The 19,159-nt window shown below is 73.1% G+C and carries 17 protein-coding genes; 5 read left to right on the top strand and 12 right to left on the bottom strand.

All coding sequences use genetic code 11. From position 1 onward, the window contains the following. Positions 1-15: 15 nt before the first annotated feature. The 3 genes from ABWI07_RS09125 to ABWI07_RS09115 all read right to left on the bottom strand — a co-directional run bounded on the left by ABWI07_RS09125 (position 16) and on the right by ABWI07_RS09115 (position 3,095). On the bottom strand, positions 16-1,056 hold the full coding sequence (locus ABWI07_RS09125) for a phosphotransferase (RefSeq protein WP_353818185.1): 1,041 nt from the start codon (positions 1,054-1,056) through the stop codon (positions 16-18). Then, positions 1,053-2,027 carry a DUF7064 domain-containing protein gene (locus tag ABWI07_RS09120; RefSeq protein WP_353818184.1) on the bottom strand — a complete coding sequence of 325 codons (975 nt, stop codon included), beginning with the start codon at positions 2,025-2,027 and terminating at the stop codon, positions 1,053-1,055. The genes ABWI07_RS09125 and ABWI07_RS09120 overlap by 4 nt, the downstream gene beginning before the upstream one ends. 102 nt (positions 2,028-2,129) lie before the next feature. Further along, a complete protein-coding gene (locus ABWI07_RS09115; RefSeq protein ID WP_353818183.1) occupies positions 2,130-3,095 on the bottom strand; it encodes a hypothetical protein in 966 nt (321 codons plus the stop codon). Positions 3,096-3,230: 135 nt separating this feature from the next. Here ABWI07_RS09115 and ABWI07_RS09110 point away from each other — a divergent pair, with 135 nt between their 5' ends. After that, on the top strand, positions 3,231-4,361 hold the full coding sequence (locus tag ABWI07_RS09110; protein WP_149262582.1) for an acyl-CoA dehydrogenase family protein: 1,131 nt from the start codon (positions 3,231-3,233) through the stop codon (positions 4,359-4,361). Next, a complete protein-coding gene (locus ABWI07_RS09105; protein WP_353818182.1) occupies positions 4,358-5,260 on the top strand; it encodes an acyl-CoA dehydrogenase family protein in 903 nt (300 codons plus the stop codon). Before ABWI07_RS09110 ends, ABWI07_RS09105 begins: the two co-directional genes overlap by 4 nt. A gap of 21 nt (positions 5,261-5,281) precedes the next feature. Here the strand turns inward: ABWI07_RS09105 and ABWI07_RS09100 are convergent, their stop codons facing one another. Continuing rightward, complete coding sequence (locus tag ABWI07_RS09100; protein WP_353818181.1) at positions 5,282-6,841, bottom strand: FadD3 family acyl-CoA ligase; 1,560 nt, start codon at positions 6,839-6,841, stop codon at positions 5,282-5,284. A gap of 112 nt (positions 6,842-6,953) precedes the next feature. Further along, positions 6,954-7,412 carry a MarR family winged helix-turn-helix transcriptional regulator gene (locus ABWI07_RS09095; RefSeq protein WP_149262579.1) on the bottom strand — a complete coding sequence of 153 codons (459 nt, stop codon included), beginning with the start codon at positions 7,410-7,412 and terminating at the stop codon, positions 6,954-6,956. A 62-nt stretch (positions 7,413-7,474) separates the two neighbouring features. Between ABWI07_RS09095 and ABWI07_RS09090 the strand changes: the two genes are divergently transcribed. Together ABWI07_RS09090 and ABWI07_RS09085 are read left to right on the top strand one after the other, a co-directional pair. Next, positions 7,475-8,599, top strand: a complete 1,125-nt coding sequence (locus ABWI07_RS09090; RefSeq protein WP_353818180.1) for an FAD-dependent oxidoreductase — start codon at positions 7,475-7,477, stop codon at positions 8,597-8,599. 160 nt (positions 8,600-8,759) lie between these two features. After that, the gene (locus ABWI07_RS09085; protein ID WP_149262577.1) at positions 8,760-10,346 is read left to right on the top strand and encodes an amidohydrolase family protein; all 1,587 of its coding nucleotides are present in this window, start codon (positions 8,760-8,762) and stop codon (positions 10,344-10,346) included. Positions 10,347-10,468: 122 nt separating this feature from the next. Here the strand turns inward: ABWI07_RS09085 and ABWI07_RS09080 are convergent, their stop codons facing one another. From ABWI07_RS09080 to lanKC, 7 genes are all read right to left on the bottom strand, one after another. Then, on the bottom strand, positions 10,469-10,837 hold the full coding sequence (locus tag ABWI07_RS09080; RefSeq protein WP_149262576.1) for a DUF1330 domain-containing protein: 369 nt from the start codon (positions 10,835-10,837) through the stop codon (positions 10,469-10,471). 96 nt (positions 10,838-10,933) lie between these two features. Then, the gene (locus ABWI07_RS09075) at positions 10,934-11,563 is read right to left on the bottom strand and encodes an HNH endonuclease family protein (RefSeq protein ID WP_353818179.1); all 630 of its coding nucleotides are present in this window, start codon (positions 11,561-11,563) and stop codon (positions 10,934-10,936) included. Positions 11,564-11,873: 310 nt separating this feature from the next. Further along, on the bottom strand, positions 11,874-13,676 hold the full coding sequence (locus ABWI07_RS09070; RefSeq protein WP_353818178.1) for an ATP-binding cassette domain-containing protein: 1,803 nt from the start codon (positions 13,674-13,676) through the stop codon (positions 11,874-11,876). Then, positions 13,673-15,388 (bottom strand): ABC transporter ATP-binding protein, encoded by a 1,716-nt coding sequence (locus tag ABWI07_RS09065; protein ID WP_353818177.1) that lies wholly within the window; start codon positions 15,386-15,388, stop codon positions 13,673-13,675. Before ABWI07_RS09065 ends, ABWI07_RS09070 begins: the two co-directional genes overlap by 4 nt. A gap of 83 nt (positions 15,389-15,471) precedes the next feature. Beyond that, positions 15,472-15,585 (bottom strand): SapB/AmfS family lanthipeptide, encoded by a 114-nt coding sequence (locus ABWI07_RS09060; protein ID WP_149262571.1) that lies wholly within the window; start codon positions 15,583-15,585, stop codon positions 15,472-15,474. A 68-nt stretch (positions 15,586-15,653) separates the two neighbouring features. Continuing rightward, positions 15,654-15,797, bottom strand: coding sequence for a SapB/AmfS family lanthipeptide (locus ABWI07_RS09055; protein ID WP_149262570.1), 144 nt, complete (start codon positions 15,795-15,797; stop codon positions 15,654-15,656). Then, positions 15,794-18,436: a class III lanthionine synthetase LanKC gene (gene lanKC / locus ABWI07_RS09050; protein ID WP_353818176.1), complete on the bottom strand. Its 2,643-nt coding sequence runs from the start codon at positions 18,434-18,436 to the stop codon at positions 15,794-15,796. The genes ABWI07_RS09055 and lanKC overlap by 4 nt, the downstream gene beginning before the upstream one ends. A 286-nt stretch (positions 18,437-18,722) precedes the next feature. Here lanKC and ABWI07_RS09045 point away from each other — a divergent pair. Beyond that, a partial coding sequence (locus ABWI07_RS09045) for a MauE/DoxX family redox-associated membrane protein (RefSeq protein WP_353818175.1) occupies positions 18,723-19,159 on the top strand: 437 nt, incomplete at its 3' end.

Below are 19,159 nucleotides of genomic sequence, written 5' to 3'. Positions count from 1 at the left end.
CCATGGCCTGCGTCCTCAGCGGGTCAGGTCGAGGGAGCCCAGGTCCAGGGCGTGGTGGGCGTGGCGGGTCGTCATGGTGCGGAACATCTCGTCGCCGCGCCGGGTGCGTTCGACGAGCATGGACGCGCCGATCGCCATGACGATGCCGTGGAAGACGTGGAGGCGGTAGGCGGCCCAGCACTCGTCCCAGGTGAAGGCGACGCCGTGGGCGGTCAGCGCCGCGTGGTAGCGCTGGACGAGGTCCTTCTCGTGGGCGCGGCGGGCCTCGATGGGGAGGCTGGAGCCGAGGAAGTAGGACAGGTCGGCCACGCCGGGGCCGTAGGTGACGGTCTGCCAGTCCAGGACGGCGGCGCGCGGGCCGCCGAAGAGGAGGTTGTCGGCGCGGAAGTCGCCGTGGGCGAGGGTCAGCGGGCCTTCGCGGGCGGTCAGATAGGCGCCGATGGACGGCAGGAAGTCCTCGATGAGGCCGATGACCTCGGGGCCCAGGTCGGCGGCGTAGCGGTCCTTGAAGCCGGTGTAGAGGTCGGTGACCATCGCGGCGGTGAAGGCCGCCGAGTCGGCGTCGTGGCGGTTGAGCCAGGTCAGGGTGGCCAGGTCGGGATCGTCCCAGCCGGCGGCGTGCAGCGCGGCCATCTCGGTGATCGCCGCGGCGGCGTCCTCGGGGGTGATTCCGGCGAGCTGGTCGCCGGGCTGCGCCGGGGCGAGGTCGGCCAGCAGGACGGCGTACTCGTCCCGTTCGGGGTCGTAGGCGGAGGCGTAGCAGGCGGGGACACCGGCGTCGAGGGTGGGCGCGATCTCGGCGTAGAAGCTCGCCTCGACCTCGTAGGTGCGAATGGTGCGGGCGGCGGCACGGCTGGACGGGTCGGCCGCCGGGACCTTGGCCACCATGGTGGACGGGAGGTGGGTGTCGCCCGCGTAGGTGAGGTGGAGGCGCAGGCTGTCGGAGACCTGGCCGGTGCCGACCGGTTCGGCGCGGACGGCGGTCACCTCCGCGCCGAGTGCGCCGCTCAGCCAGGACGCGGTCAGTCCGCCGGCGCCGGACACCGCCCCGGTCATGCGGTCTCCCCGGCGAGGTGGGTCCAGCCGTGGTCCTCCCAGCCGGGGGGCTGGTGCCACTCCGTCCAGCCGTGGCCGGTCCGTCCGTCCTCGGTCTCGTAGCGGCACAGGGCGCGGGGGAAGCGGGCTTCGCGGCCGTCGGGCGAGGTCACGGCGACGGGCGCGAAGGCCACCGGGGTCACCGTCATGGGCGAGCCCGGGAAGCGGAGGTCCGAGCGGGCGGGCAGGCCGCCGGCGAAGGTCGTCGCGGCGGAGAAGCCGTCGCGGTGCTCGATGCCGCCCTCCGGCGGGACGGCGAAGCACGGCCACGGGAGCGGGAAGCCGATGTTGGCCTGCATGCCGTGGACGAACGTGCCGTCGCCGAGGCGGCCGGACGTCCAGAGCCAGGAGACCTTCCACCAGTCGCGCTCGCCCCAGCTGTGGTCGCGCTCCCCGTGGGCGGTGACGGCGATCTTCTCCCCGCCCACGCTGACCAGGCCGGAGACGGAGCACGGGACCTCGTAGCGCGGGATGTCCTTGTAGGGGTAGACGCCGCCGGCGGTGTCCCAGCGCAGGTCGAACGAGAGCCCGATGGTCTCGGCCCCGCTGACGTCGCCGTAGGCCGCGGTCGCGTCGGGGAGGACGGAGGCGGTTCCGGTCAGGGCGACCCTGGCCGGGCCGAAGGGGTCGGTGATCTGCTGGGTCGCCGTGTAGGTCTCGGTGCGGACGTCCGTCGTTCCCCGCTCGGGCAGCGGGGCGTCGTTGTCGGCGATGAGGAGGAGCGGACGGCCGGGGCGCACCAGCGCGGCCCAGTACCAGGCGCGGTCCCAGTTGGGGTACAGCCCGAGCCGCACGTAGCCGGCGACGGAGCCGTCGGGGGCGGCGAAGTCGAAGTAGTAGGACTCGTTCCACAGCGGCTCGGGGCCGGGGTCGTGCAGTCCCTCGTCCGCGGGCTCCAGGCTCCAGGTGCCGTGCTCGATGATCCTCGCCATGGGCCCTCCGGAGCTTCCGAACGTGATTCTAGAGCGCGATCTTAACCGCGCGCCGCCGTCTCCGACAGACCCCGGCGTCACCCGCGTCCGCAGCCGCACGGGTCAGTCGCTCAGCAGGAAGATCGCGTCGGCGAGCGCTGCGACCCTCTCGTGCCGTGGACGCGCGAGGACCTCGCGGAGCAACTCCTGGGCGAGGTCGGGATCCCAGTTGAGCCGTTCCGTCCACACCCTGACGAGTTCGGCCATCGCCGTGTCCACGCCGGGGTCGGGGATCGCGACCTCGACGCCCGCCAGCGCGCGCTGCACGGTGTGGTCGTCCTCCCAGAACCGCCACCGCCAGCCGGGCCACGACCAGTGCACCTCATGGAGCGGGCCGTGGATGAAGCCGTGCGTCCAGTACCCGCCGGTCTCCGTGGTCAGGTCGAAGTGGACGCCTGAACCAGGAAGGCTCCCGCACTGGGTCATGCGCGCCGCCTCGGGCAGGCGGTCCAGGACACGGGGGCCGCCCTTGAGGAGGTTGTCGTAGCTTGGCGTCACACCGTAGGCGCGGACGCGGGTTCCGTCCTCCACGGTCACCAGGCAGTAGTTCCGATCCCCGGCGCGCCGGGGCGAGATCTCCGGCATCCTCAGGTTGGGCCTCGTACGAGGCGTGAACCGCAGCCTGCCCTCGAAGTCCGGATCGCTCAGGCGTGGCGCGCCGAGGACGGACATGTCGAGGGCCAGATAGGCGACGACGTCCTCGACGCCGTTGTACGCCCAGTCGACCTGCCAGCCCTTCCACACGTGGCGGACCAGCCTCAGGAACAGCGTGCGGTACGCCTGCTCGTCCGGGAAGTCATAGAGGTAGATGAACGACAGCAGCAGCACCCGCCGGTCGTGGTCGACGAGATAGACGGCGTCCGAGCCCGGGTTCCAGCGGTCGTCATGCCAGTCCCCGAGGCGGTCCATGGTGAACCGCTCGCGGTCCAGCAGGATCTGGAACTCCATCCCGGGCGCGCCGCCCCACCTGTCGTAGACGACCCGCTGGGCGCCGCCCTCGATGATGACGATCTGCGCCGGATGCCCCATGCGACGAGCTTAGGAACGGGAATCGCGGTTCTCAGGGGATTTTTCGCCACCCGGGGGATCTCACTGGGCGGGAGGGGGCGACGGGGGTGCGAGGGGGCGGTTACTCTACCAAACAGTTGTTAGAAAGAGGGTCGCATGGATCTTGAGTTCGGGGCGGCGGACGAGGAGTTCCGCGGCGAGGTGCGGGCATGGCTGCGCGAGCACGTCCCGGCGCGGCCGCTCCCGTCGCTGGAGACCGGGGAGGGCTTCGCGGCGCACCGGGAGTGGGAGCGGACGCTCGGCGCGGCGCGGCTGGGCGTGGTCTCGTGGCCGGAGGAGTACGGCGGGCGCGGCGTCTCGGTCCTGCAGTGGCTGGTCTTCGAGGAGGAGTACTACGCGGCGGGCGCGCCGGGGCGGGTCAGCCAGAACGGCATCAACCTGCTGGCGCCGACGCTGCTCAAGCACGGCACGCCCGAGCAGCTCGCGCGGATCCTGCCCCCCATGGCGGCCGGCGAGGTCATCTGGGCGCAGGCGTGGTCGGAGCCGGGCGCGGGCAGCGACCTCGCCGCACTGCGGTCGACGGCGACCCGCACCGACGGCGGCTGGCTGCTGAACGGGCAGAAGACATGGAGTTCGCGCGCCGCGTTCGCCGACCGGGGGTTCGGGCTTTTCCGGTCGGATCCGGAGTCGTCCCGCCACAAGGGGCTCACCTACCTGATGTTCCCGCTGGACGCCGAGGGCGTGACGGTCCGGCCGATCGGGCGGCTGGACGGCAAGCCCGCGTTCGCCGAGCTGTTCCTCGACCAGGTCTTCGTCCCCGACGAGGACGTCATCGGCGCGGCCGGGGACGGCTGGCGGGTCGCGATGGCCACGGCCGGCAACGAGCGCGGCCTCACGCTGCGCAGCCCCGGGCGGTTCACCGCGGCGGCCGAGCGGCTCGTCGAGCTGTGGAAGGAGCGCGCGGACGCCTCCGGGGACGCGCTGCGCGACCGGGTCGCGGACTCCTGGATCAGGGCGCGGGCCTACCGGCTCAAGGGGTTCGAGACGGTCTCGCGGGACGACGACATCGGCGCGGAGTCGAGCCTGAACAAGGTGTTCTGGTCGGAGCTGGACGTGGCGCTGCACGAGACCGCGCTCGACCTGCTCGGCCCGGACGGCGAGCTGGAGTCGGAGTGGCTGGAGAACTACGTGTTCTCGCTGGCCGGCCCCATCTACGCGGGCACGAACGAGATCCAGCGCAACGTGATCGCCGAGCGGCTGCTCGGCCTGCCGAGGGGGTCCCGGTGAAGTTCGTTCTCTCCGCCGAGCAGCGGATGTTCGGCGAGACGCTGCGCAAGCTGCTGGGCGGCCCCGGCACCGCCGAGGCGGCCCGCGCCTGGGCGGCCGGGGACGCCGGGCCGGGGCGCGCGCTGTGGTCGGCGGTCGCCGAGGCTGGGGCGTTCGCGGTGGCCGTCCCGGAGGAGGCCGGCGGCGCCGGGCTGCTGCCGGTCGAGCTGGCCGTCGCCGCGGAGGAGCTCGGCCGGGCCGCCGCGCCCGGCCCCTACGTGGAGACGTTCGCCGCCGCCGAACTGCTGGACGGGTCGCCGTGGCCGCAGCGCATCGCCGAGGGCGAGGCGGTCGTGACGCTCGCCGTCCCGCACGCGCTGGACGCCGACGTCGCCGACCTGGTGCTCACCGTCGACGGCGTCGAGCGGAAGGCGGCCGGGGAGGCCGTCGCGTCGCTCGACCCGGCGCGGCGGCTGTTCCGCGTCCCCGAGGGCGGGGGGTTCACCGACCTCGGCGTGCTGCTGTGCGCGGCGCAGCAGGTGGGGCTCGGGCAGGCGCTGCTGGAGGTGTCCGTCGAGTACGCCAAGACGCGGCAGCAGTTCGGGCGCCCGATCGGCGAGTACCAGGCGATCAAGCACCATCTCGCGAGCGCGATGGTCGAGCTGGAGTTCGCCCGCCCGCTCGTGTACGGGGCGGCGCTGTCGTACGGGACGCCGGACTTCGCGCGGGACGTCTCCGCCGCGAAGGTCGCCGCGTCGGAGGCGTCCTACGGGATGGCCAAGACCGCACTCCAGGTGCACGGCGCGATCGGCTACACCGACGAGTACGACCCGTCGCTGTGGATCCGCAAGGCGCGGGCCCTGTACTCGGCGTGGGGCACCGTGGCCGAGCACAGGGCGCGGGTCATCGCCGCTCTCTGAGCGACGCGCCCCCGGCGCGGGTCAGGCCCGCTCCTTGAGCTTCACGCGCCAGATCTTGCCGGACGCGGTCTTCGGGAGGTCGTCCACGAAGACGACCTCCCGGGGGACCTTGAAGTTCGCGAGCCGCTCCCGGCAGTGCTCGACCAGCTCGTCCTCCGTGGCCGCGGCGCCGGGGCGGAGCTTGACGTAGGCGCGTCCCACCTCGCCCATCCGCTCGTCCGGGACGCCGATGACGCCCGACTCGGCGACGGCGTCGTGCCGGGCCAGGACGTTCTCGACCTCCGCCGGGTATACGTTGAACCCGCCGACGACGAACATCTCCTTGGTGCGCCCCGTGATGGTGAGGTTGCCGCGCTCGTCGAGGCGCCCGCAGTCGCCGGTGTCGAGCCAGCCGTCGCGGACCGCCTCCGCGGTCGCCTCCGGGTCGTCCAGGTAGCCCTGCATGACGTTGTAGCCGCGCACGAGGATCCTGCCGTCGGTCCCGGCCGGGAGGCGCTTGCCGTTCGCGTCGACGATCGCGACCTCGACGTCGGGGATGGCCCGGCCGGACGTGGTGGCGATGGTCTCGTCATCGTCGTCCACCGAGCAGGCGGTGACCGTCCCGGACGACTCGGTCAGCCCGTAGGCGGTCACGACCTGCGGGAACAGCTCGTCCTTGATGCGCCGCACCAGCGCGACGGGCACGTCTCCCGCGCCCGTCACGGCCAGCCGGAGGGTCGACAGGTCGTGCTCCTCCCGGCCGGGGGCGTGCAGGAGCGCGGTGTAGATGGTCGGCGGCCCCGGCAGCACGGTGATCTTCTCCTGCTCGATCAGCCGCAGCGTCTCCGGGACGTCGAACGTGCGCTGGAGCACCATCGTGGCGCCCCGCATCACGCACGCCAGCACGCCCGCCTTGTAGCCGAACGAGTGGAACATCGGGTTGACGATGAGGTAGCGGTCGCCGGCCCGCACACCGGTGCGGTCCGTCCACGCCCGGTAGGTGAGGACGTTCTGCTCGTGCGTGACCACGGCGCCCTTGGGCCTGCCGGTCGTCCCGGACGTGAACAGGATGTCGGCGACGGTCTCCGGACGGACGGCCGCCGTCCGCGCGTCGGCCTCGTCCGGGGAGGCGGCCTTGGCGACGAAGTCGTCCCAGGCGGTCACCCCCGGGCGCGCGGGGCCGTTGAACGTGACGACCGTCCGCAGTGCGGGCAGCCCGGGGGCGCCGGATCCGTCCACGCCGAGCATGGCGGGATAGTCGATGCCGAGGAACCCGTCCTCCACGAACAGGACCTTCGCCTCGGCCTTGGAGAGCGGCCACCGGGCCTCGTCGCCCTTGTAGCGGGTGTTCAGCGGGACGAGCGTCGCGCCGGCGCCGAGCGCTCCGAGCACGGTGACGATCCAGCGCAGGCCGTTCGGCGCCCAGATGGCGATGCGGTCGCCCGGCTCGATCCCCGCCCCGACGAACGCACCCGTCGCCTCGCGGACCCGCTCCCGGAGCTCGGCGTAGGTGACCCGGACGTCGCCGTCCACGACCGCCTCGGTCTCGGGGTACTCGTTCGCCGCCCGCGCCACCAATTGCGGAATCGTCAGCTCGTTCATGAACCCTCATCATCCCGGCCCGGCCCTCGCCCGGCCTTCGGCGTCCCGGTCACCGGTATATCCGTTTCGTCCGCACGGCGAGAAGGTGTAGGCGCGGTCCGGATCGGGGGCGTCAGCCGGGGGACGTGTCGGCGCGGAGTTCGTTGGTGGCGGTGCGGTAGGCGTCGGCGATGCCGTCCAAGAGGCCAATCAGCAAGGGCGCCTGCTCCGGGCCGTAGCGAGCGCCGACCTCGTCCAGGTGGCGCCGTGCTCCCGCGCTGACGGCGTAGTAGTCGGCCAGGCCGTCCTCCACCAGTTCCACGGTGACCGTGCGCCGGTCGTGCTCGCCGCGGACGCGCCGCACGTACCCGGCCTTCTCCAGCCGGTCGACCACCCGGGTCGCCGAGGCGGACGGCAGGCGGAGCTCCTCGGAGATCGCGCCGACCGGGAGCGGCCCGCGCATCTCCAGCAGGATCACCGCGGCGACGTCGATGGGCCGCAGGCCGAGCCGGTCGGCGGCCGCCTCGATGTGCAGGAGGACGGCGATCAGGAATCCGCGGAAGACGTCCTCTCCCTCTTGTTCGGCACCCACCCGCAGAGGATACTCCGAAGCGATGTATCTTCATATCGAAGATACTTCACTTTGGAGGGGAAATGGAGATCCTCGTCATCGGAGCCGGGGTGGGCGGGCTGGCCGTAGCGCGCGTGCTGCTCGCGGCGGGCCACGAGGTACGGATCCACGAGCAGGCGCCGGGGCCGCGGACGGGCGGCAAGGCGGTGCTCATCTGGAGCAACGGCAACGCCGTCCTGGACGACCTCGGCATCACTCTGGAGGGCGTCGGCAACCGCATCGACCGGATCGACGCCCTGACCTCGTCGGGGCGGCTGCGCACCGGCCAGGACATCGCGCACGCCGCGGCCCGCTACGGCTTCGAGACCAAGGCGATCGCCCGCCGGGACCTGCTCGGACGGCTCGCCGGCGGCCTGCCCGGCGACCTAGTCCGCTACGGCATGACCTGCACGGGCCTGACCCAGCACGGCGACCGGGTCACGGCGACCTTCGACGACGGGACGGCGGACACCGGGGACCTGCTCATCGGGGCGGACGGGCACCACTCGGCGGTGCGGCGGCACCTGTGGGGCGAGAGCGGCGTCCGGGCCGCGACGTTCGGCACCTGGCAGGGGCTCAGCCCGATCGGCATCGAGATCACCGGCACCCACCGGCACCTCATGATCACTGGGAAGGAGGGCGCCTGCGGCCTCATGCCCGCGGGCGGCGGCCTGCTCCAGTGGTGGTTCGACATGCGCTGGACGCCCGGCGAGCCGCGGCCCGCGTCACCGCTCGACGAGCTGAGGCGGCGCTTCGGGCACTGGGCGTCCCCCGTCCCCGAGGTGCTCGCCGCCGCCACCGACGACGACATCGAGTTCTTCGGCCACCACTGGAACAAGGTGCGCAAGGTCTGGGGCGAGGGGCGCGTCACCCTTGTCGGCGACGCCGCCCACACCATGCCGCCCACACTCGGGCAGGGCGCCAACCAGACCCTCGAGGACGCCTGGGTGCTCGGCCGCGAACTGGACGGGAAGGACGGCGACCCGGCGGCCCGGCTGCGCGCCTACGAGCGGGCCCGCTACCCGCAGATCTCCCTCGTCTCCCGCATGGCCCGGCGCAACCCGGCGAACTGGCGCATCCCGCCGCTGATCGGCCGGCTGATCCCGGAGACGTCCCAGAGCGGCATGCTCGCCCGGTTCAGCAACCGCCTCGCCGTCCAGTCCCCCTGACCGCACGGGCCCCTGACCGCCCAGTCCCCCTGACCGCACGGGCCCCGGGACCGCGCACCCGGGCTGACCGGCGGCGATATGAGGACTATTCACATTTGCCCGGATCGGTGTTTCACTCGGCTGAGAGCCACTGGACGTCTCCCCCCGGCCGAGGTGCCCCATGCCCGTCCGACGTGCCGCCTGCGTTCCGATCCTCCTCACCCTCCTGCTCGCCCTCCTCACCGTCCCCCGCGCGCACGCGGAGGGCGAGCCGCGCGAGGTGCGCGGCTACATCGACGCCCACAGCCACCTGATGTCGTACGAAGCGTTCGGCGGCAAGCTGATGTGCGGCAAGCCGTTCGACCCCGACGGCATCCAGGAGGCGCTGCGCGACTGCCCCGACCACGCCGGCAACGGCGTGCTCGCCTGGTGGGAGAACTTCACCCGGTACGGCACGCCGTTCGGCACCCACGACCCCACGGGCTGGCCGACGTTCAAGGACTGGCCCGCCTACGACTCCCGCACCCACCAGCAGGTCTACTACACCTGGCTGGAGCGGTCGTGGCGGGCCGGGCAGCGGATCCTCGTCAACCACCTGGTGGCGAACCGCCAGCTCTGCGACATCTACCCGCTCAAGGGCAACCCGTGCGACGAGACGGCGACGATCCGGCTCCAGGCGCAGCGGATGCACGAGATGGAGAGCTACATCGACGAGCGGAGCGGCGGCCCGGGCAAGGGCTGGTTCCGCATCGTGCGCGACTCGGCGGACGCCCGCCGCGTCATCGAGGACGGCAAGCTCGCCGTCGTCCTCGGCATCGAGACCTCCGAGCCGTTCGGCTGCCGGCTCGTCAACGGCGCCCCGGCCTGCACCCGCGCCGACATCGACCGGGGGCTGGACGAGGCGCGCGGCCTCGGCGTGGCCTCGATGTTCGTGTGCCACAAGTACGACAACGCGCTCTGCGGCGTGCGGTTCGACGGCGGCACGGCCGGCGCGTTCGTCAACCTCGCCAACTTCATCGGCACCGGACGGTTCTGGCAGGCCGAGACGTGCACCGGCCCCGCCCACGACAACACGATCGCCCCGGCGGGCGAGGTCGGCGACGCCCTCGAACCGATCCTGAAGCTGCTCGGGCTGGCGGGGATCACGCTGCCGATCTATCCGAGCGCCCCGCACTGCAACGTCCGGGGCCTCAGCGACCTCGGCGCGTACGCGGTGCGCGGGATGATGAAGCGGCACATGATCGTCGAAGTCGACCACATGAGCGCGAAGGCCGCCGACCAGACCCTCGGCATCCTGGAGGAGGCGCGGTACCCGGGCGTCATCTCGTCCCACAGCTGGATGGACGCGACCTACCTGCCCCGCCTCTACCGGCTCGGCGGCATGGTCACCGGCTACGGCAACGCGGCCGACCGGTTCACCTCCGAGTGGCGGCGCAACAAGGCCCAGCGCGACCCCGCCCGCCCGTTCGGCTACGGCTACGGGCTCGACGCGAACGGCATGGGCGCGCTGCCCGAGCCCCGCACGGGCGGCGGCGCGGGCCCGCTGAGCTACCCCTTCACCTCGCCGATCGACCCGTCGGTGAAGCTCGACCGGCTCACCGAGGGGCAGCGCACCTGGGACCTCAACACCGACGGCGTCGCGAACTACGGCCTCGTCCCCGACTGGATCGCCGACATGCGCGCCGTCGGCGGCCAGGAGCTCATCGACGACATGGCGAACGGCGCGGAGACCTACCTGCGCATGTGGCGCGCCGCCGAGACCTGGTGAACCCCGCCGCCGGTGGGCGGTGAAGGCGAGTGGCGGCCCGCCACGACATGCGGGCCGTCCTCGCCGCGGCGGAACCGTGGGGCCGCTCCGCACCGGCCGCAGCCCGGCCCGCGAACCCCGGGTCAGGCACCTACCTGGATGGTGGCCTGCAGGACGGCCTCGCTCAGCGCTTCGCTCCGGAAGTGGGCGACGGCCTGGAAGTCGGGGTCGGCGACCATGCGGGAGAACACCTCGCGGGACGGGTAGCGGACGAGGAGCACGGCGTCCCAGGACTGCCCGTCCTCGGCGACCAGCGCGGTCGACCCCTTTCCGTAGTAGAGGACCTCGGCGCCGTAACGGGCGAGGATGTCCCCGCCGAGCGCCTTCGAGTAGCGGGCGTAGCTCTTCTCGCCGCCCTCGCGGAAGCGCAGCAGGTTGAGCATCACCACCGGGCCGCCGGGATCCTCCGCGAGGAACCGCTTCAGCCCAGCACCGGTCGGGTCCACCGCCATCAGGCACCTCCGTGACGAGTCCTATTCTAGAAATAGATTCTAGACACGCCGGCGCCCGCGGGGTCCGCGGGCGCCGGCGCGGCGGCGGGACGAGGCTCAGCAGGTGCCGAGCATCGTGTTGAGGGCGCTCTTCTCCGCGCTGTCCACGCTCAGGCCGTAGTACCACTTCACCTGGATCCAGGCGCGGGCGTAGGTGCAGCGGAAGGAGCCGACCGAGGGCTGCCACTCGGCCGGGTCCTTGTCGCCCTTCGCCTGGTTGACGTTGTCGGTGACGGCCCACAACTCCGGGCCGCCGAGGTCATTGGCGTAGGCCTGGCGGCGGGAGGTCGTCCAGGACCAGGCACCGGACGCCCACGCCTCGGCGAGCGGCACCATGTGGTCGATGTCCAGGTCCGAGGCCTGCGTCCAGGTCGCGCCGTCGTAGGGCGAGTACCACGTGCCGGACGTCGCGGCGCACGAGGAGTCGGTGGTGACGTTCGTGCCGTCCCGCTTCAGGACGGTCTCCCGGGTGTTGCACGTCCCCGAGATGGTGATCCAGTGCGGGAACAGGCTGCGGTCGTAGGTGCTCTGGTGCGATTCGGTGCCCACGGTGAGGCTCGCCAGGCGGCTCGCGGCCGTGGAGGCGGACGGGATGTTCGGCGGTGTCGCGGACGCGGGCGCGCCCATGGCGCCGACCAGCGCCGCGCTCAGGGCGGCGGGGAGTGCGAACAGGAGAAGTCGTCGCATCGGGAGCCTTTCCGCGCCGTTCCCGGCCAGGGCGGGGGCCCCGAGGGGGAGCGGGAACGACGGCAATGCGACGGTGACATTTTCGGCAAATCCGAATAAATGTCACGCTTTGCCCACGCGCGACTCCGTCCTTGGTCGGAAGGTGACGTATATCGCCATGCAGAGCCCGCTGAGCTGCGACGACACCGCCGATGCCACTCCCGTAACGGCGGATGAAGAACTCTTGAACCCCCGGCTCAGGGCATTGCGCGGCCCTTCCCGGAGCGCGGCAGGGCGCCCGGTGCTTCTCCGGTCCGCAGTGAAGGGCGCCTCAGGAGGCCGCGTAGCGGCGGTCCGGGCGCCCCTCCTCCTGGCGTCCGGTCTGCCAGGCTCCGACGAGGTCGGCGTAGAGGCCGGAGCGCCGCAGCAGCTCGTCGTGGCCGCCGAGCAGCGTTCGCTCCCCGTCCATGACGAGGATGCGGTCGGCGCGCCGGGCCGAGCTCAGCCGGTGCGCGATGACGACGAGGGTGCCGGGACGGGCCCGGAACGCCTCCTCCATCCGCGCCTCCGCGACCGGGTCGAGGTGGCAGGTCGCCTCGTCGAGCAGCACGACCCGCGCGGGCGAGAGCCAGACCCGCGCGAGGGCGATCATCTGCCGCTCCCCCGGCGTGAGCCCCGAACGCGATCCGACGGCCGCGTCGTTCCCGCCGAGCCGGTCACGCAGCCGCCCAAGGCCGAGGGTCGTGACGGCGTCCTCGATGTCGGCATCGGACGCGGCGGGGTCCAGGTAGGTGAGGTTCTCGCGCAGGGATCCGGCGAAGACGTACGCCTCCTGGGGGATGATCGCGACGGTCCGCCGCAACCAGTGCGGGTCCAGGGACGCGAGCGGCAGCCCGCCGATCGACACCGTGCCTCGCTGCGGCTCCGCGACACCGGTCAGCAAATCCGCCAGCGTCGACTTGCCGATCCCGCTGGGGCCGACGACGGCCAGATGCGATCCGTACGGCACCGTGAACGTCACGTCGCGCAGTACCGGCTCCGCTCCGGCGCCGTAAGAGAACGTGAGCCCGTCCACGCGCAGCTCGAAATCGCTCGGAACCTTGGCGCGGGGCGCCGGGCTCGGGGCGGGCTCCGGTTCCGGACCGGCGCACGATTCCAGCCGGTGCAGGGCGACCCCGAGTCGGACGGCGGATCCTCCGGTCGTCTGCACCGCCGCCCGCAGTGCGGGCTGCAGGTTCGCGGTGATGTAGGTGAGCGCTCCGAGCAGCTCTCCCGTGCTGAGCCTGCCGCTGTGCAGCAGCCACGGCCCGGCGGCCAGCACCGCGACGAGGGCGAGCTGCCCGCCGGCGGTCCCGAGCGCGGTCCGCAGGGCGCCCGCCCGGGCGGCCGCCCGCTCCGCGGCGGCCTGGACGCGGAAGGCGTCGCCGGCCTCACCGGCCGCCTCGGGTTCGGCGCCGCACGCGACCACGTCGCGCACGTCAGACACGATGCCGCCGACCGTGTCGGCCACCCGCTCCTCGGCCAGCAGCGACGCGCGCTCGCGGGCCGCCAGCGAAGGCAGCAGCAGGACGAGCAGCAGCAGCGTCACCGCCACCGGCGGGACCACCAGCAGGGCGACGACGGGCGCCAGCAGCGCCAGGCCGACCGCGGCCGCCGTCACCGTGAGCCCGACCTGCTGCAATCCCAGCAGGAGGCCCGCGGTCGTGTCGCGGACCGTCTCGGTGTGCTCGGACATGCGGGTGATGACCGACAGGTCGGGGCGTCCGGGGGCCGCGCCGACCGCGCGCCGCAGCGTCCCCGTGACGACCCGGCGCACCAGCCGGTCCCGGAGCGGCTCGACGACCCGTCCCAGCGCGGGCGGGACGCGGCGCGCGCTCACGGCGGCCGCGACCATGGCCGCGCCGAGCACGGCCAGCCAGCCGAGGCCGGCGGCGAGGTCGTCCCGCAGGAAGCCGCGGTCCAGCGCCCGCGCGACCAGATGGCCCGACAGGAGCGCGGGCAGGGTCGCGGCGAGCGACCACAGCAGGGTGGCGGCCACCCCGCGGCGCTCGCGCAGCAGCTCCGCGAGCGGCCGCCGCCACACCCGGCGTCCGAGCCCGGCAGCCGCGTCCGCCGGGTCGTCCGGCGCGGTCACGGGGCCTCCCCGTTCCGCTCGGACACGGCGCCGCCGGCACTGGCCACCGGGGCGGGGGGCTCGAAGAGTTCGCGGTAGGCGCGGTGCCGCCACAGGGTGCGGTGCGGCCCGACGGCCCGGACCCGGCCGCCGTCCAGCCACGCCACGAGGTCGGCGCGCGCGGCCGTGCCCGCCCGGTGCGCGACGAGCAGCCGGGTGCGTCCCGCCGCGGCCCGCGCGAGCGCGGCGCCCACCTGCGCCTCGGTCACCGAGTCGAGGCTGGAGGTGGCGTCGTCCAGGACGAGCAGCCGGGCGGGCCGGACGAACGCCCGCGCCAGGCCGAGCCGCTGCTCTTCGCCGCCCGACATCGGAGCCTCCCGCAGCGCCGTCGCGTACCCGTCGGGAAGCAGCCGGACGAACCGGTCCGCGCCCGCCAGCACGGCCGCCCGCTCGACCAGTTCGGGGGACGGCTCCCCGCACCCGTAGCCGATCGCGTCGGCGACCGAGGCGCCCCGCAGCCGCGGGCGCTCGAAGGCGTACGCCACCTCGCGCCGCAGCGAGGCCGGGGCGACCTCCGCCACGGGGACGCCGTCCAGCAGCACCCGCCCCTCGTCCGGTTCGACCAGCCCGCCCGCGGCCAGCGCGAGCGTGCTCTTCCCGGCACCCGACCGGCCCACGATCGCGACGGACCGCCCGGCCGGGACGACCAGGTCGACGGCCTCCAGCAGCGGGCCGTCCGCACCGCGCACCGTCACCCCGCACAGGCGCAGCTCGCCCGGACCGTCCGGCAGCGCGCGCCGGCCGCGCTCCCGCACCGGTACGGACAGCACCTCACCGATCCGCCGCTCGCCCGCGCGCAGCCTCGCCAGCGCCAGCAGCAGCGACACCTGCCCGAGGATCCCGAGCGCCATCGGCGCGTAGCCGGCGACCGCGAGCATCTGCCCCGGCGAGATCCGCCCCGCCATCACGCCCTGCCCGGCCACGGCCAGCGCGGCCAGCCCCGCCAGCGGGATCAGCAGCGTCCCCTGCCCCTGGATCCGGCCGTAGGCGCGCCAGAGGTCCCGTCCCGAACCGGCCAGTTCGGGAAGCGGCGCGAGGATCCGGTCGGCCTCCCGCCGCCAGGTGCCCGCGCCCCGTACGGTGCGGATTCCCGCAAGGGCGTCGAGCATCCGGTTGGAGATCTCGCCCTGCAGCTCCTGGTAGCGCGTCACCAGGCCGGCCGCATGGCGCACGAAGAACCGCATCATCGCCAGCCCGGCCGGGACGGCGCAGGCGACGGTCGCCACCAGCCGCCAGTCGATGAGCCACAGCGCGGCGGCGCCGCCGAGCGCGGTCGCCGTCCCCGCGGTGAGCTGGACCAGCACGGGCCCGGCGCCCGCGGCCATGGACGCTCCGGTGACCACGCGGCCGGTCAGGTCGCCCGACGCGAACATGCGCTCGCCGGGCACCCCCAGGGCGAGCACGTGCTCCATCATCCGCGACCGGAGCCGGACGGTCTCGGCGGACGTGCACGCCACCTCCGTCACCTTGACCGCGTACGCCGCCGCCACCGCCATGGCCGCCAGCGCGACCAGCGCCGACAGCGGCGCCAGGGCGTCCCCGCCGTCCAGCGCCGCCTCCGTGGCCGCGCCCAGGACGGTCGGCAGGGCCACGACGCAGCCCACGTTGGCGAGGCTGGCCGCCACCAGCAGTGCCAACCGGCCGCCGCGGCCGCGCACCCGACGCTCATCCATACATCCGGCTCTCATGTCCGGGTCCGTCCGGGACGGCGCACCGCGCCGTCCCGGACGGACCGCCGTCAGCCCGGCTCAGCCGCTCAGCAGCAGTTGAACAGGCTGCCGTGGCTGCAGCACTCCCACAGGCTCCAGTCGCTCCGCGCGTCGCGGGCGTGCTCGACCTGGAGGTTCTGCAGTTCGAGGATCTTCGTCATCTCGTTCACCTCTTTCCGGTCACGTCGGGACCCTGGAGGGCCCGGGTCGGTGGGACGCGGATGCGCGATCAGCAGCCGCACGTGAAGGGCACCCAGCTTCCGGTGCTGCAGCACTCCCACACGCTGCCGTTGCTGTCGGCGGCGTTCGCGGAGTCGGCGCGCTCGACGTCCAGGTTCTGCAGTTCGAGGATCGAGGCCATGTCGGTGTTCACCTCCCTCCTCGAAGTCGAGGGTCGTCATCGGTCCCCTCTCCCCAGGGACTGAGGAAGGGGAGTTCGAGAGGGCGGCCGCTCAGCGCGGCGCCCAGGGTGAGCAGGACCCCGGCCGACCCAGTGGCCAGGTCCATGGACAGCCGCAGGAGCTGGTCTCCGATGAAGGCGGTCTTCTCCGGCCCCTGCCACGCGCCGTCGGGGCGGTCGGGAGCCGCGGCCCGATCGCTTTCCCGGCCGTGGAACGGGACGGCGTGCCAGCCGATGTTGCGCAGATGGCGCCGCACCGCCGGGTCGTCGGGCCCCGCGCCGGTGTGCAGGAGGTAGGCCAGGATCCCGGCGCGGCCGTTGAACAGGCCGCTCTGCACGAAGTAGTGCGGTTCCGCGGCGCGGCGGATGCCCTCCTGCGCCTCCTGGAACTCCGGCTCCGCGCGGTGGCGCAGGTACTCGTGCAGGACGATGCCGATGCCCGCGCTGCCCGTGGCGACGTAGGGAAGGACCCGCCACCCCTCGTCCACCTGCAGGGTGCGGTCCTTCTGCGTCCACTTGCAGGCGTCGAGTTCCCGGCGCAGCGCCCGATCGGCGTGGTCGAGCAGGCTCCGGTCGCCGGTCGTCTCGTACAGCCTGATCAGGAACAGGGCCGGACCGGACGAGCCGTGCATCAGCCCGGCCCGGTACCGCTCGTCCTGCGGACGGTCCAGCTCGTGGACGAGCCGCTCGGCGGTCCTCCGCGCCGCCTCCGCGTAGGACGCGTCGCCGGTGCTCCGCGCGAAGTGGAGCTGGTTGAGCCCGATCCCGGCGAGCCCGCGGAACAGGCTGAGGTCGGTCGACGCGGCCGGCCCGGGCGCGTACTCCATGATCTCCAGCGCCTCGGCGCGCCTGCCGAGCCGGTCCAGCGCGTACGCGACCCCCGCGACGCCGTCGAAGAACCCGGGCGGCGGCTGCGGCACGGAGCCGACGGCCTTCACCAGCCAGGCCTCGTGCTCGGGGAACCGCCCGGCACCGGTCTCCGCCAGCGCCCACAGCACGCCCGCCGCGCCGTGCCCGAACCCGATGCCGCCGGTGGGCGCGGCGAACTGCTCGATGTCGCCGGGGAACAGGCGGTCGGACCGGTGCGGGGTGGCCGTCGACAGGATCGCGTCCGCGATCGAGTCGCGGAGCCCTTCCCAGGTCGCCGGCTCCGGTTCCGGCCACAACGCCGGCGCACCGGACGGATCGGCCGGACCGGGCGGTGCGCCGGCATAGAGGTCGGCGCGGACCTTGTCGGCGTAGTCGGCGGGCACCGGAAACCGCCCGGTGATGAACTCGATGAACTGCTCGATCTTGCCGTCGTCCCAGCGCAGGACGGCGGTCAGCGACATGAAGACGGCGAGCCGGATGCATCCGAGCGCGTACCGGTCGATCGCGAGGCCGGTGTAGCCGTGCGGAGCCTGGTAGCCGGGCGCGCCCAGCGCGGGGCGCGCCGCCTCGGCGGCGTCGGCGACCAGTTCGAAGTCGACGAACGCGATCGTGTCGTCGTCGCGCACGATGATGTTGCCGGGGTGCAGGTCGCCGAAGACGACGCCGCGGCGGTGCAGCTCCCCCAGCGCCCGCTCGACCTGGTCCAGGATGTCCAGCGCCCAGGCGGTGTAGCCGGCGATCTCCTCGGCCGTGGCGCCGAAGTGCAGCATCGGATTGCGCCGCACCATGTGGTGCGAGAGCGTCTCACCGGCCACGAACTCGCGGACCAGGAAGTGGTGCTCCCAGCAGACGCGGTGGTCCACGATGTTCGGTATGACGTCGAGGTCGGCCATGCGTTCGAGGAACCGGCGCTCCCGGTCGAGGCGGACGACCGCGTCGTCCTCGTTCCGGTCCAGCCCGGCCAGCGGCCGGGCCTCCTTCACCAGGACCTCCCCGCCGGTGCGGGTGTCGGTGGCGCGGTAGAGCCCCCCGCCGTTGGAGAAGTGCAGGGCCTTGTGGATCTCGTACGGGAAGTCGTCCAGCGCGCCCGCGTCGCGCTCGGCCATCGCCGCCTTGAGGCACTCGGGAACGGTGACCCAATCCGGCACGCGGAAGACCGGGTCGCGGTGGTCCGGGACGAGCCGCCCGTCCGGCGTCTCGATGCCCGGCACCATCTCGCCGTACTCCGACCGGCACAGCCTTTCGCGGAATCCGCCGTAGCGGACGAACAGCGGCCCGGCGCCCCAGCGGAGATCGCTCAGAATGTACGGGCCGCGCTGCCCTTCCAGCATTCCGCCGAGTTCGCGCAGCGTCCGTTCGAGAACCCGCTCGTCGGCGGGATAAATCGTGATGAATTTTCCGCTGCCGCCGCGCTCGGCGTACTTGCTGTTGCGCGCGAGCAGCACCCGGCGGCTGCGCAGGTGCTTGAAGAACACTTCGTGCTCGACGCAGTATTTCGCGACGATGTCGAGGATCTCTTCGGCATTGTTCAGCCCGGCCGAGACATGGATCTTCCAGCCCTGGTCGGGGATCGACCCGTCGGTCCGCCCCTGCATCGTCCACACGCCCCTCGGCTGGCGCGTCCAGCCGTCCGAGAGGTGCTGACCTGCGGAGTAGTCGTCCTCTTCGCCGGGGACCTCCGTGGAAGGCGCGTCGTAGAAGACCGGATCCACCATTCCGTAGGCGTGATACCGAAGATCCATGCATGACTCCAATCAGCATCCGGGTCTCCCCGGCGTCGACGCCATACTGAGCCGCATGCCGATCGGTCGGCCACTCACTTCGGCAATCTCCGAAACGTCCGTGGACCACTCTTCGGCGCTGCACCAAACGTGCCGGTCAACGGCGGGGGCGGCATCTGCACGCGACTCCGGCGGGCACTGATCCGCGTTCTTCGATATTTCCAGCCGGGCGCCCGCGTGGTTATAGTCCGAAGGGCCGGGGCGCCGGTGGACTTTCCGGCCGGACGGCACGCGACGAGGTGATTCGATGGCCATGATGATCGGCGCCACGGCGGCGTCGCTGACGGTGCTCGTCCTGATCAACGGGGCCGCGGGGCACGTGCTGCGGCCCGCCGTCCTGACCGGGGCGCTCCGGGCGCACGGAACCGTCCCGCCGCGGCTGATCGGGCCGCTGGCGGCGGCCGTGCCGGCGGCGGAGGCGGTGCCCGCCCTGCTGGCCGCGCACGCCCTGCTCGCCGGCCGGTCCGGCCAGCTGCGCGTCGGGATGATCCTCGGCGCCGTCCTGGCCTGCGGTTACGCCGCCTACGGTCTCGTGGTCGCGCGCACCCGGCCGGACGTCCCGTGCGGCTGCTCGGCCGCGGGAACGCCGATGAACGATCTCGCCCTTGCGGGTCCGCATGTCGGCGGTGACGACCAGCTCGTCGTTGTCCTCGTCGGAGATCTCGACGCTGACCAGCCCCTCGG

Source organism: Actinomadura sp. NPDC000600 (assembly GCF_040492135.1).
Classification (GTDB): domain Bacteria; phylum Actinomycetota; class Actinomycetes; order Streptosporangiales; family Streptosporangiaceae; genus Spirillospora.
This window is presented reverse-complemented; position numbering and strand designations above follow the sequence as displayed.

Excerpts from the sequence above, each read along its gene's own strand:
- ABWI07_RS09125 (WP_353818185.1), bottom strand. The coding sequence starts at position 1,056 with ATGACCGGGGCGGTGTCCGGCGCCGGCGGACTGACCGCGTCCTGGCTG.
- ABWI07_RS09115 (WP_353818183.1), bottom strand. The coding sequence starts at position 3,095 with ATGGGGCATCCGGCGCAGATCGTCATCATCGAGGGCGGCGCCCAGCGG.
- ABWI07_RS09060 (WP_149262571.1), bottom strand. The coding sequence starts at position 15,585 with ATGACGAAGATCCTCGAACTGCAGAACCTCCAGGTCGAGCACGCCCGC.
- ABWI07_RS09120 (WP_353818184.1), bottom strand. The coding sequence starts at position 2,027 with ATGGCGAGGATCATCGAGCACGGCACCTGGAGCCTGGAGCCCGCGGAC.
- lanKC (WP_353818176.1), bottom strand. The coding sequence starts at position 18,436 with ATGGATCTTCGGTATCACGCCTACGGAATGGTGGATCCGGTCTTCTAC.
- ABWI07_RS09100 (WP_353818181.1), bottom strand. The coding sequence starts at position 6,841 with ATGAACGAGCTGACGATTCCGCAATTGGTGGCGCGGGCGGCGAACGAG.
- ABWI07_RS09065 (WP_353818177.1), bottom strand. The coding sequence starts at position 15,388 with ATGGATGAGCGTCGGGTGCGCGGCCGCGGCGGCCGGTTGGCACTGCTG.
- ABWI07_RS09090 (WP_353818180.1), top strand. The coding sequence starts at position 7,475 with ATGGAGATCCTCGTCATCGGAGCCGGGGTGGGCGGGCTGGCCGTAGCG.
- ABWI07_RS09080 (WP_149262576.1), bottom strand. The coding sequence starts at position 10,837 with ATGGCGGTGGACCCGACCGGTGCTGGGCTGAAGCGGTTCCTCGCGGAG.
- ABWI07_RS09075 (WP_353818179.1), bottom strand. The coding sequence starts at position 11,563 with ATGCGACGACTTCTCCTGTTCGCACTCCCCGCCGCCCTGAGCGCGGCG.
- ABWI07_RS09110 (WP_149262582.1), top strand. The coding sequence starts at position 3,231 with ATGGATCTTGAGTTCGGGGCGGCGGACGAGGAGTTCCGCGGCGAGGTG.
- ABWI07_RS09085 (WP_149262577.1), top strand. The coding sequence starts at position 8,760 with ATGCCCGTCCGACGTGCCGCCTGCGTTCCGATCCTCCTCACCCTCCTG.